The sequence below is a fragment of the Moritella sp. 28 genome, assembly GCF_018219435.1.
Classification (GTDB): Bacteria; Pseudomonadota; Gammaproteobacteria; order Enterobacterales; family Moritellaceae; genus Moritella.
The window spans coordinates 4,654,683-4,668,171 of the sequence record NZ_CP056121.1; the positions used below are offsets into that span (position 1 = coordinate 4,654,683).

Sequence of the window (13,489 nt, forward strand, 5' to 3'; positions counted from 1 at the left end):
TATAAATATATTTAGACTTACTTAGCGAGCGTTAAATATACTTACTACGAACCAAAACGAATACCGGCACCACTGCAATCGCCATGAAGATAAAGATATTTTCTTTAAACTCTGGATAGAATAAACCCGATACAAACGTCAGCAGCGCAATAGCCAAACTAAACGGAATAGCCGCATAAATAGCTTGCACTGTCATGGTGTCTTCATCTGCAACATTTTCAGCTATATAACGCATCGCCGCCAAATGCGCGATACCAAAGGTCACACCATGTAATAATTGCGACAACATAATGACACTCACATCCGTCGCATAACTTAACGTTAACCAACGCACAATACTGCCTAATGCCGCAATCACAAACATCGTCGCCATACTCGTATTGGCAAACAATCGACGGCCAATCGCTAAAAAGAAGATCTCACCGACAACGCCCATACTCCAAAAATAACCAATGTAGGTTTCGCTAATACCAATGTCCTGCCAATACACTGCACCAAAGCCATAATAGGCAGCATGTGCGCCTTGCAATAATGCAGTAATTAACAAAAATGGCCAAAAACTTGGACGACTTAAAATAGTAATAAAACTACTGCTACGCTTACTACTAGTCGTAGTATCTTGCGGCATATTACGCGTAGGGGTCACCGTTAATAATAATAATGCTGATAAGCCAACAATAATGGTTAATAAAATAACTTTATGATCAAATGATTCAACAAGTAATCCTGTCAGAGCACTCGCAAGCATAAAGCCTATTGAGCCCCACAAGCGCGTCTTGCCGTAATCCATATTACTATAGCGAACGAGCTTTGCCGCCATCGCTTCACCTAACGCCATTAACGGTGAAAAGACAAAGTTGGTGAGCACCACCAGCAGAAAAACCACATACACATTATTGCTCAAGTAAAAACCAGCAAAGGTAATAATACTGGTTAGCGTTAAGCGGCGCATCGCCTGCAATAATGAAACCGTTGTCGTTAAATTACGGGTTAACAATAAAGCACCTGCAGAACGTGCTATCAAGGCAAAAGCAAGCATAGTCCCGATCATCTCAGTAGACATACCTTCGCCTTTTAACCACAACGCCCAAAATGGCAGCAGAACACCATAGACACCAAAGAATCCAAGGTAATATAAACCCATCCATAAGGTAGATGGCAGTGAGTATGGCATGTTAACCCTCTAATTATTAGTAAATAACACTGTAATAAGTGCAGCTATCTTGCGCTTTTATCATGAATAAATCATTAAGAAAAATAAATTAAAAAGTTGCGTGAAGTAACATTTTTAAAATCACATATTAACTATATAAGTCAAACTATCACAAAAACTCAGTGCTAATACTAAAGTCGTATTGATAGAAGTTTACCGCCGTGTCATTTTTATTCACAAGAGATGTGCATAACCGCAAGCGACATAGCGATATAACATCCAAAATAAAAAGGAATTAAATACCATTAAGGAAGAATAATGAGCGACACTAAACTATATCCGGTACCAGCTGAATTTGCGCAAAACAGTTTATTAAATGACAGTGCTTATCAAGCTATGTATAAGCATTCAATTACCGACCCGGAAGCATTCTGGCGTGAACAAGGGCAAATAGTTGATTGGATCAAGCCTTATAGCCAAGTCAAAAGCACCAGTTTCCAACCTGGTAGTGTCGATATTAAATGGTTCCAAGACGGTAAGCTCAATGTCTCAGCTAACTGTCTTGATCGTCACTTAAAAGATAACGCCAACAAAACCGCAATCATTTGGGAAGGCGATGATCCCAAAGATTCAGCAAAACTTACTTATCAAGAAGTCTATGAAAAAGTCTGTCAGTTTTCAAATGCATTAAAAGCCCAAGGCATTAAAAAAGGTGACGTAGTTTGCCTGTATATGCCAATGGTGCCAGAAGCCGCTATCGCAATGCTTGCTTGTACACGTATTGGTGCAGTACACACGATTGTATTTGCAGGCTTCTCTGCTGAAGCACTGGCCGATCGTATTGATAACTGCGGGGCTAAATTAGTGATCACCGCCGATGAAAGTCTACGTGCAGGACGTATCACCCGCCTCAAAGATTGCGTTGATAATGCCTTAGCCAAACCACAAGTAACCAGCGTTGAAAATGTCATCGTATTTGCACGAACCAACGCAGATATTACTTGGCATGAGGGGCGCGACCTATGGTGGCATGATGTCGTAAAAGACCAGCCAAGCGAATGCGAACCTGAAGCGATGAACGCCGAAGACCCATTATTCATCCTTTATACTTCAGGTTCAACTGGTAAACCCAAAGGTGTATTGCATACCACAGGTGGCTACCTTGTTTATGCAACTATGACCTTTAAGTACGTCTTTGATCACCAAGACAATGACGTATTCTGGTGTACTGCCGATGTAGGTTGGATCACGGGTCACAGTTATTTGGTGTATGGGCCGCTTGCGAATGCCGCTACCACGGTATTATTTGAAGGTGTTCCAAACTATCCTGATACTGCCCGCATGAGTCAGGTTATTGATAAACACCAAGTCACCACACTTTATACTGCACCGACTGCAATTCGGGCACTGATGGCCAAAGGCGATGATGCCATTACTGACACTAAACGTACCTCGCTTCGACTAATGGGTTCGGTGGGTGAACCGATCAATCCAGAAGCATGGCAATGGTATTACGACAAGATTGGCAACTCATCAACACCGATTGTTGATACTTGGTGGCAAACAGAAACTGGCGGGATCTTAATTACCCCTCTACCTGGCGCTACGGCACTAAAACCAGGCTCTGCAACACGCCCATTCTTTGGCATTAGCCCTGCGTTGGTCGACAATGAAGGTCACTTATTAGAAGGCGAAAATGAAGGTAACTTAGTCATCTTAGATTCTTGGCCAGGACAAATGCGCGGTATTTATGGTGACGAAAGTCGTTTTGAAGAAGCTTATTTTTCAACATTCCCGAACATGTACTGCACGGGTGATGGTGCCAAACGTGATGCTGACGGTTATTACTGGATCACAGGCCGTGTAGATGATGTCCTGAATGTCTCAGGTCACCGTATGGGCACCGCAGAAATTGAAAGTGCATTAGTTGCACACAGTAAAATTGCAGAAGCAGCTGTCGTCGGAGTGCCACACGATATTAAAGGACAAGGTATTTACGCATACGTCACACTGAATGCCGGAGAAAAAGCGGATGACGCATTAATGGCCGAAGTAAAACAATGGGTACGTAGCGAAATTGGTGCGATTGCTACACCAGATACGTTACATTGGACAGACGCATTACCAAAGACACGTTCAGGAAAGATCATGCGTCGTATTCTGCGAAAGGTAGCAACCAATGATACTGATTCGTTAGGAGATACATCCACGCTAGCAGATCCAAGCGTTGTTGATACTCTAATAACCGAAAAGCAAAACGCATAACGACCATAAGCGCTAGCCCTATCACTAATTCGCTAGCGATCATAATCAACTTATCGGTGTAACCCTCGCCTTGTTACATCGATTTTTTATTTCTGATACCAACGAACAACCTCAGTATTCATATTCAATCATCTCTGCATAATGCCCTATTTACACCGTTAAATAAGTCATGCACAAATTATTCTAGCTGATCAAACTGTTACTCGATCAAAATTATAGATAATCGCATCAATAACCGGCCTCCCCTCCCTTAAATAAGCAATGTGAGCGAGATAAAACTTAGAGTGTAAACTTTAATAAAATATCAGATAAGACCAGTTAAATGCTGTTATATTCTACGAAAATCATATAGTGTGTAGTGAATTAGCAACAATCGTACTTTATATTTATTTACGATTGAGGTTTTCAGAAGAGCTAGCAAAGACAACGTTCTTATCGACGTTAGCGTCATTTTACCAGACAATGGAAGCAATATGTCGAACAAACTAAGAATATTGTTACTCAACGGACCGAATCTAAATCTTTTAGGTAAAAGAGAACCTGAGACTTACGGCTATCAAACACTTAATGACATTGTAGAACATTTAAACGATGTTGCAACTCAGCACGATATTGCTCTGCGCCACGAACAGTCTAACGCAGAACACGAGCTCATTAATCATATTCATGCGGCAATGGGAAATACTGATTTTATCATTATCAACCCAGCTGCATATACGCATACAAGTGTCGCAATTAGAGATGCATTATTAGGGGTTTCAATCCCCTTCATCGAAGTACACCTCTCTAATGTACACGCACGAGAACAATTTCGTCATCACTCTTATCTGTCAGATGTCGCCAAAGGCGTTATTTGTGGATTAGGTGCTGATGGCTATGAATTTGCACTGCTTTCTGCTGTCAAACAGCTAAAGCAAACTAACAACAAATAAGAAAGAGATTATTATGGATATCCGTAAAATTAAAAAACTGATTGAACTTGTTGAAGAATCTGGCATTGCAGAATTAGAGATTTCTGAAGGCGAAGAGTCAGTTCGAATCAATCGTTTTAGCAGCGTGGCACCACAAGTACAATACACGGCAGCAGCAGCGGCAGCACCCGCTCCTGTAGCTCCTGTGGCGGCGCCGACTCCTGCGACAGCAGAAGTTGCAGCTCCAGCAGAAGTGGCAGGACATCAAGTTCGCTCTCCGATGGTTGGTACTTTCTATAATGCAGCATCTCCTGGTGCAGCACCGTTTGTAGCAATTGGTCAAAAAGTTCAGGTTGGCGATACACTGTGTATCCTAGAAGCAATGAAAATGATGAATCAAATCGAATCAGATAAAGCCGGTGTAGTAAAAGCTATTCTAGCAACAGATGGTCAAGCTATTGAGTTTGATGAACCACTTTTCATCATTGAATAACAACGGAGTTTACAATGTTGGATAAAGTTGTTATCGCCAATCGCGGCGAAATCGCACTACGTATTCTTCGTGCTTGTAAAGAATTAGGCATTAAAACAGTTGCTGTTCACTCAACAGCAGATCGTGAACTTAAGCATGTATTACTTGCTGACGAAACGGTTTGTATTGGTAAGCCAGCAGCAGTAGACAGTTACCTAAATGTGCCTGCAATCTTAAGCGCAGCAGAGATCACGGGAGCAGTTGCTGTTCACCCTGGTTATGGTTTCTTAGCTGAAAACGCTGATTTTGCTGAACAGGTTGAACATTCTGGTTTTATTTTCATCGGCCCTAAAGCTGAAACTATTCGTCTAATGGGCGATAAAGTGTCTGCGATTGCGGCAATGAAAAAAGCTGGAGTACCTTGCGTACCAGGTTCTGATGGTCCACTTGACACTGACGCACAACGAAATAAGAAAATTGCTAAGCGTATCGGTTACCCAATCATTATTAAAGCAGCCGGTGGCGGTGGCGGTCGTGGTATGCGTGTTGTACGTGAAGAGTCTGAATTACTTGATTCTATTGCACTCACACGTAATGAAGCAGGTTCGTTCTTCGGTAATGACATGGTATACATGGAGAAATTCCTAGAAAACCCACGTCACATCGAGATCCAAGTACTAGCTGACGGTCAGGGTAACGCAATCTACCTTGGTGAGCGTGATTGTTCACTACAACGTCGTCACCAAAAAGTAGTTGAAGAAGCACCTGCACCAGGTATTACAGCAGACCTACGCCGTCACATTGGTGAGCGTTGTAGTCGTGCTTGTGTTGATATTAACTACCGTGGTGCCGGTACTTTTGAATTCTTGTATGAGAATGGCGAATTCTACTTCATCGAAATGAATACCCGTATTCAAGTTGAGCATACCGTAACAGAAATGGTAACAGGCATTGATTTAATCAAAGCTCAGTTACGTATTGCAGCGGGCATGCCGCTGTCAGTATCCCAAGATGAAGTGCGTTTAACAGGTCACTCAATTGAATGTCGCATTAACGCTGAAGATCCGGAAAGCTTTATTCCAAGTCCAGGTCTGATCAAACGTTTCCATGCCGCTGGCGGTTATGGCGTACGTTGGGAGTCACATGTATATGCGGGTTATAAAGTACCACCACACTACGATTCAATGATCGGTAAGTTAATTACTTACGGTGAGAATCGTGACGTTGCAATCTCAAGAATGCGCAATGCATTAAGCGAGATGGTGATTGATGGTATTAAGACTAATATCCCATTACATTTAGACATTTTAAGTGATGAAAACTTCCAGAATGGTGGCACTAACATCCATTATCTAGAGAAGAAATTAGATCTAAAAGCGAAAAACGCGAAATAGATTCTAAACTTGCTCTAAATAAGAGTTAACCTCATTAAATATCAAAAAACCCAAGCGATTTACTCGTCTTGGGTTTTTTATTATACGCCTAAACTCAACTGGTATTACCTCTATAATAACCACCCTACTTATCTGCATTCCCCGTCTCACATTACCGATGAATATCTAAAACACGTTATAAAAATAAACGAAAAACACTAAGAAAAATATTCGCACAATACCGAACGCCAAAAAAAACACCTTAAAAAACAACAGCTTAAAAAACAACAGCTTAACATCAGGGTGTGAATAACACCTTTCATATAGACCTTTTATCCTGATTCTGCATATAATTTTTATTCATCATTGCTATAGGCATTCTTTTTTCGACCATTAAAAAAAGTACTATGTACAAACACCCCGTAATCACTATACATTTTATTGTAGTTTAATATCAGTTTTAACAATGAGATAGGATATTTCATTGCGTCAACAGCGTTAATTTGGGGAATATTATGAAGCTAAAACCTATACTTTCGGCGGCAATATTTACCGGCTTATTTTCAACAGCAGGTATTGCAGGGACGATCACTTCACAGGACGACAATGTGGTCGTTGGTTACTGGCACAACTGGTGTGACGGTGGTGGTTATAAGGGAGGTAACGCCCCTTGTATTGACCTCAGTGAAGTCAACCCACAATACAATGTAGTCAACATTTCATTTATGAAAGTTTATGATACCGCAGAAGGTCGAATCCCAACCTTTAAGCTAGACCTAACGATAGGTATGAGTGAAGCTGAGTTTATCGAGCAGATCAATACCCTTAACAGTCAGGGACGCAGTGTACTACTCGCCCTTGGTGGTGCAGATGCACATATCGAGTTAACTCGTGGTGATGAAAATGCACTCGCAGCAGAGATTATTCGTCTTACAGATCGTTATGGTTTTGATGGTCTCGATATCGACTTAGAGCAAGCTGCGATTACGGCGAAAGATAATCAGTTTGTTATCCCGACCGCATTAAAAATGGTGAAAGATCATTACCGTAAAACCGGAGACAACTTTATGATCACCATGGCGCCCGAATTTCCATACTTAACTGCAAATGGTGCATATACACCTTATCTGACCGAGCTCGATGGTTATTATGATTTTATTAACCCACAATTCTATAATCAGGGTGGCGATGGTCTCTGGATTGAAGGCGTGGGCTGGATAGCACAAAATAATGACGAGTTAAAAGAAGATTTTATTTACTATATTGCTGACTCTCTCATTAACGGCACGCGTAATTTCTACAAGATCCCACATGATAAACTAGTGTTTGGACTGCCTTCGAGTAATGATGCCGCAGCCACTGGTTATGTCAAAGATCCTCAAGATTTATATCGTGCGTTTGATCGTTTAAAAGCACAAGGACAGCCACTGCGTGGTGTCATGACCTGGTCCGTAAACTGGGATATGGGTACAGACTCAGCGAACAATAGTTATAATCAGAAGTTTATTAAAGATTACGGCAATTTTATTCATAATCAATTACCGCCAGTCGTCGATATGACACCAACCTTGGCTGGTATTGTCGATACACGCATCGAACTTAATGCTAGCTTTAATCCTTTAACAGGAATTACCGCTAAAGATTACCTGGGTAATGACATCACAGGTAATATAGAGATATCAGGTCATGTTGATACTAATCAAGTCGGTGAATATCTATTAACGTACAGCGTCAGTAGTCATGATAAAACAGAAAACCAAGTACGTAAGGTAACGGTATACGAAGTATTACCAAGCGTTGAAGGTATCACAGATACCACGATTGTTATTGGGAGTCAGTTTGATCCAATGCAAGGGGTTACAGCAAACCATCCAACCCAAGGCGATCTCACCAGTAACATCACTGTCGCGGGAGAGGTAAATACCGATGTTGTAGGTAAATACGAGTTAACTTACACCTTAACCTACGGTCAAGATAATCAACAGATCATAACGAATAAACGTACTGTTACCGTGGTAAGCGATGCGATAAATGACAGTGACTGGCAAGCTGATACCATCTATGTTCGCGGAGACAAAGTCACTCATAACGGTTCAACCTGGACTGCGCATTGGTGGACAAAAGGTGAAGAACCAGGAACGACAGGGGAATGGGGAGTTTGGCGCAAGTAGTAAGTAACGAAGCGCTTTATAAATACATAACTTAAAAAAATCCAGTATTAGCACACGTTAATACTGGATTTTTCATGATCTTTATTACTCACTGAACAGTGTATTACTTATCTGCTTTACCGGCCGCATTAGCAAACTTAGCCAACTGTTTATCTAACCAGAAAGGTGTCGCTTCGTTATCTTCACAACGTTCTTTACGACGAATCGCATTACGTACCATCATGGTACCTAACCAACGCACAGGTTCAGGTGGAAAGCCGCCTTTCGGCCCTGTCGTTAAGCCGTTATCACTCCATTTGTCATTATGGCCAAGTAACATAGATGATAATATTTTGCCACCGATCCAAGTCTGGCCAACGCCACTACCTGAATAACCAAAGCCATAATAAATATTGCCTACGTCTTCAATTTTACCAAAAAACGGCAGTCCAGTTGCAGAACGATCGGAAGGGCCAGTCCAAGTCACCGCAAACTCTTCATCCACCAACGTCGGAAATAATTTATCAAACGACTCACGTAATAACTTGCCATAGCGAGTCGCTTTATCGAATAAAGGTCTAACTTCATTGCCATAAGAGAAATGATTACCTCCCTTACCTAACATTAATCGGCCATCTGGCGTAGTACGGTAGTAATGCACAAAGGTACGTGAATCCAGCACGGTTTTACCGTCTACCAAACCCATTTTTTTCAGCTTTTCTGGTATTGGTTTAGTGATCGCCATATCTGAAGACACCACTACGATCTTATTTTTAAATTGTGGGAATTGCTCTAACATCCACGCATTCAAAGCCATCACAGATTTCGTCGCGTAAACAGTCCCTTTCGGAGTATTAATCACAATTTTATGCTTTGTGTTTTTATTGCTATTGGTTGACGTAATCGAATTATCATTAATGGCCAACATCGGGGTTTTTTCATAAATACGTACCCCGAGCTGTTCTGCTACGCGCTTTAAACCACGTGCTAATTTACCTGGTTGTACACTTGCGGCAACAGGAGAGAAATACCCTGCTTGATGCAATTCAGACCCGGCATGTAACTGTACTTTCTTCGCTTCCCACGCCTGCCAACTGTTTAATTCATGTTTATCTAACGCGGCTAACGTTGCCTCTAAACCACCGCTTTGCGCAGTATTAGTCGCGGTAAATAGAGTCCCATCACGACGCAGTTCTGCATCAATTTTATACTTTAAACAAAAGGCTTCTATTTCATCCACGGCTTGTTCTGACGCTTTCACGAGTTCAACCGCCTGCGCTTCGCCATACAAACGTCGCATCGACAAGTACTTGGTCGACCACGTTAACATGCAACCACCATTACGACCCGATGCGCCACTACCACAGAAACTTTTTTCTATGATCATTACATCCAGTGTTGGTTGTTGCTGTTTTAGCTGAATCGCTGTCCATAACCCTGTGTAACCACCACCGACAATACATACATCTGCGACGGTATCTGCAGTTAGGGTTTGTGGTTCCACATTATTCCGGTAGTCATCTTCAAGATCCATCGCTTGTTGAAACCAAAAAGGTTGAAATTCAGGCTGTTTAGTCATGATCACACTCTGTGTACTTTTATTTTCATGTAACGAAAAATAGCTAGCCCTATGACTAGCTATTAACTTTAACCACTACCCTGAGGCTTAATGGTTACAAGCGACAGGTTATAAGGCTAAATGAACGATTATGGACGTTCGCCGGCGGCTAAACGTGCATCAATATCAGCAACTACTTGCGGCAGGTCAGCAATGGTATCGATCAGATAATGGGCCTTAAATGGCGTGAAGCGATCACGGGCTTTTTCACGCGACAAGTGTAATGTGGCTTCATCTGCAGCAAGGTATTCCGCTAACGTCAGACCGGCCTCGTTACCCGATAGCAGTAAACCAACTGTCCACATACCTGCATTATGCCCTTCTTCAATGCCCGGAACTGAATCATCTACTTTAATACACGTACCAACATCGGTAACAGCCATATCAATCACATTCTTAAGTACCATATAAGGTGCTGGACGACCGCCTGCTGGTAAGTCATCAGTGGCGACAACACAATCAGGCACGTAGCCTTTTTCTGCAGCAACCGGAATTAGCTTGTCCATAACAACACGAGGGTAACCAGAACATGAGCCAATTTTAACGCCTTGCTGTTTTAAGCCATTCACAACATCGAGCGCATGTGGGATGGGATCGGCATGTTCACCAACTTTCGCTATCTGTAGCGGCATAAATGTTTCGTAAATCGCATCAATATCAGCGGTACTAATCGTCGAGCCAAACTGTGCTCGCCAACGCGCTGCAACGTCAGGTAATTCAGATACTGCTTTAATGTGATCCCATTTACCTAGTCCCATAGGTACACGCGCTTCCGCTAGGCTAATATCAAAATCATATTGCGCTTTAAATGCCGCAATAAAAATAGTGGTTGGTGCAAATGAACCGAAATCAACAATAGTGCCCGCCCAATCAAAAATAACGGATTGAACATGACTCAGTTTTACTGATTGATCTTGTACGATGTTAGACATAATAATATTTTCCAAAGTAAGCTTTTGTTAATGATTTTGTTACAGTTTTTCATGACACCTGATCTACTAACAATGCAGTTAAGCACGACAATACTGCGATGCAGGCAGCGATCAACGGTGTATTAACCTCTAAGTTAGTAATCACTTCACTCATGCACTCAATTCCCAATATTTAGCAGTTTCCATCGCCACTAACAAGCGCTGGATATCACTTGGATGTACATCACCAATATTACCAATACGGAAACAGTCAGCGTTTGACACCTTACCAGGATAGATAACAAAGCCTTGCTCTTTCAGACGGTTGTAAAATTCTTTAAATTGGTAATCTCTGTGTGCTGGAGAGTAGAACGAGGTAATAATTGGTGAATGTAAGGACGCATCAAGTAGCGTATCAAAACCCAGCTTCGCCATTCCTGCGACTAAGGTCGTTTGGTTTTCTTGGTAACGTTGATGACGCGCCGCAATACCGCCTTCTTCTTCAAGTTCCAATAACGCTTGGTAAAATGCACGCACAGTGTGGGTTGGTGAGGTAAAGCGCCACTTGCCACCATTTGTTTCCATACAATGCCATTGGTCATAAAGATCTAATGATAACGAACGTGCTAGCCCTTTGCATTTTTCCAGTTCACTTTGGCGTGCAATCACAAAACCAAAACCCGGTACACCTTGAATACACTTGTTGGCTGAACTGATCAGGAAATCAACCCCCAACTCAGCCACATCCAATGGAATACCGCCAAAGCTCGACATCGCATCCAAGATCACGATCTTGCCATGTTGTTTAGCCATTTTGATTACATCATCAATAGGATTAAGCATGCCAGTTGTCGTTTCGCAGTGCACAATCGCGACGTGGGTAATACTGTCATCGGCGATTAATTTCGCTTCCACTTCAGCGATACTGGGTTGCGCTGTTTCACCCGGTGCAATCACGTCACAGGCAATATTTAAATAATCTGCAATCTGGGCTATACGGGCACCATAAGCACCGTTATCAACCACCAGCAGTTTGCCATCAGTAGGAATAATACTGCCGATTGTCGCTTCTACCGATGAAGTGCCACTTCCTTGCATCAATACACTGGTATAACCCGCTTGCTGTGTTGCTAGTTGAACTAACTTAGCGCGGATAACTTCAACAATGTCTTTGTTATATTCATCATCCCAAGTACACCAATCTTTTAGCATGGCTTCTCGTACACTTGCTGTAGTAGAAAGTGGACCCGGTGTTAGTAATAAATATTCGTTTTTCATCTCTGCTTCCATTTGGACTATACCAGTTGATGAGAACTCTAGCAGTGGATGACTAGCTTGGTAAATAGCCCAACAGCAGAATTCATAAAAGGTTCATACTCACGAGTTTTAGAAAAACACCGGGACAAAAACGCAAATATAAAAAGAGATGAAACTTCCTAATTAATTGAATTTAAATAAATTGATCATATTTCTGTCACAAAACAACTCTATCATCGAACTCAACAAATCTGGTGCAGACCAGAATCAACCGTTAATAATTTTTGGAGTTACACGAATGAAACAACGTTGGATTATAGGTTCTATCGCTGCCTTAGGCGCCTTATTCACTGCACCAGTATTTGCCGCAGAAGAAGTGGTGGTTTACACCGCATTTGAAACTGATGTGTTAGCGAAATACAAAGTCGCCTTTGAAAAAGCTAACCCTGATATCGAAATAAAATGGGTGCGAGATTCAACAGGTATCATGACGGCAAAATTACTTGCCGAAAAAAATAACCCGCGTGCAGAAGTTGTTTGGGGACTGGCAGGGTCATCAATGGCACTGCTTAAAAAATCCGGTATCCTGAAACCTTATTCACCAAAAGGCGTCGAAAACCTGCGAACTAGCATGATTGACCCAGAAGAAAACAAAGCTTGGTATGGTAATGATGCTTGGTTTAATGCCATCTGCTTTAACGAATACGTAGCAAAACAGTACAACCTACCTAAACCGACATCATGGGATGACCTGCTTAAGCCTGTCTACAAGGGGCATATTGCGATGCCAAACCCAGCATCATCGGGCACAGGTTATATGCAAGTATCGGCATGGTTACAAACCATGGGTGAAGATAAAGGTTGGAAGTATATGACCAAACTGGATGACAATATTGCACATTACACCCATTCAGGTTCAAAGCCTTGTGTACAAGCAGGCATGGGCGAAGTAGCGATCGGGGTATCGATGGCATTACGTGGCGCAAAACTAAAAACCCAAGGCGCGCCACTTGACGTGATCTTACCTGCCGGTGGTATTGGTTGGGAATCAGAAGCGGTTGGCCTTGTTAAACCATCTGCAGCAGCCAAGCGTGTTGTGGATTGGTCAATCTCAAAACGAGCCAATGAATTATATAATGAATCTTATGCATTAGTCGGTCATAAGGACGTCAGTAAAGCCGTAAAGAACTATCCAAACGTACAAGAAGCGATGGTTGCAATGGACTTTAGTAAAATGGCTAATGATCGTAAAGATGTACTGCATACATGGTCAGAAAAATTCGATTCAAAATCTGAAGCGAGATAATGATTAATCTAGCTAATTAAACATCAAAGCTAGGCGTTATTTATAATGCCTAGCTTTATCGTTTATGGACAAT

Annotated in this window: 10 protein-coding genes; 6 read left to right on the forward strand and 4 right to left on the reverse strand. The window is 42.0% G+C overall.

Translation table 11 applies throughout. The features are described from left to right. Window positions 1–31: 31 nt before the first annotated feature. Entirely contained in the window at window positions 32–1,174 is a 1,143-nt protein-coding gene (locus tag HWV02_RS20725) for a 3-phenylpropionate MFS transporter (RefSeq protein WP_211677708.1), read from the reverse strand. Window positions 1,175–1,471: 297 nt separating this feature from the next. Between HWV02_RS20725 and acs the strand changes: the two genes are divergently transcribed. The 5 genes from acs (at window position 1,472) to HWV02_RS20750 (ending at window position 8,345) form a co-directional block, all read left to right on the forward strand. Continuing rightward, the gene (gene acs, locus HWV02_RS20730) at window positions 1,472–3,418 is read left to right on the forward strand and encodes an acetate--CoA ligase (protein WP_211677709.1); all 1,947 of its coding nucleotides are present in this window, start codon (window positions 1,472–1,474) and stop codon (window positions 3,416–3,418) included. A 473-nt stretch (window positions 3,419–3,891) separates the two neighbouring features. After that, window positions 3,892–4,350: a type II 3-dehydroquinate dehydratase gene (gene aroQ, locus HWV02_RS20735; protein ID WP_211677710.1), complete on the forward strand. Its 459-nt coding sequence runs from the start codon at window positions 3,892–3,894 to the stop codon at window positions 4,348–4,350. Window positions 4,351–4,363: 13 nt separating this feature from the next. After that, entirely contained in the window at window positions 4,364–4,822 is a 459-nt protein-coding gene (gene accB, locus HWV02_RS20740; RefSeq protein ID WP_211677711.1) for an acetyl-CoA carboxylase biotin carboxyl carrier protein, read from the forward strand. 14 nt (window positions 4,823–4,836) lie between these two features. Then, window positions 4,837–6,195 (forward strand): acetyl-CoA carboxylase biotin carboxylase subunit, encoded by a 1,359-nt coding sequence (gene accC / locus HWV02_RS20745; protein ID WP_211677712.1) that lies wholly within the window; start codon window positions 4,837–4,839, stop codon window positions 6,193–6,195. 494 nt (window positions 6,196–6,689) lie between these two features. After that, on the forward strand, window positions 6,690–8,345 hold the full coding sequence (locus HWV02_RS20750) for a glycosyl hydrolase family 18 protein (protein ID WP_211689261.1): 1,656 nt from the start codon (window positions 6,690–6,692) through the stop codon (window positions 8,343–8,345). 103 nt (window positions 8,346–8,448) lie between these two features. Here the strand turns inward: HWV02_RS20750 and HWV02_RS20755 are convergent, their stop codons facing one another. The 3 genes from HWV02_RS20755 to phnW all read right to left on the reverse strand — a co-directional run bounded on the left by HWV02_RS20755 (window position 8,449) and on the right by phnW (window position 12,131). Further along, window positions 8,449–9,903, reverse strand: coding sequence for an FAD-dependent oxidoreductase (locus HWV02_RS20755; protein WP_211689262.1), 1,455 nt, complete (start codon window positions 9,901–9,903; stop codon window positions 8,449–8,451). A 128-nt stretch (window positions 9,904–10,031) separates the two neighbouring features. After that, window positions 10,032–10,874 (reverse strand): phosphonoacetaldehyde hydrolase, encoded by an 843-nt coding sequence (phnX, locus tag HWV02_RS20760; protein WP_211677715.1) that lies wholly within the window; start codon window positions 10,872–10,874, stop codon window positions 10,032–10,034. 150 nt (window positions 10,875–11,024) lie between these two features. Then, complete coding sequence (gene phnW / locus HWV02_RS20765) at window positions 11,025–12,131, reverse strand: 2-aminoethylphosphonate--pyruvate transaminase (RefSeq protein ID WP_211689263.1); 1,107 nt, start codon at window positions 12,129–12,131, stop codon at window positions 11,025–11,027. Between the two features lie 277 nt (window positions 12,132–12,408). On the opposite strand from phnW, the gene HWV02_RS20770 reads away from it, so the two are divergent. Further along, complete coding sequence (locus HWV02_RS20770; RefSeq protein WP_211689264.1) at window positions 12,409–13,416, forward strand: putative 2-aminoethylphosphonate ABC transporter substrate-binding protein; 1,008 nt, start codon at window positions 12,409–12,411, stop codon at window positions 13,414–13,416. Window positions 13,417–13,489 lie beyond the last annotated feature (73 nt).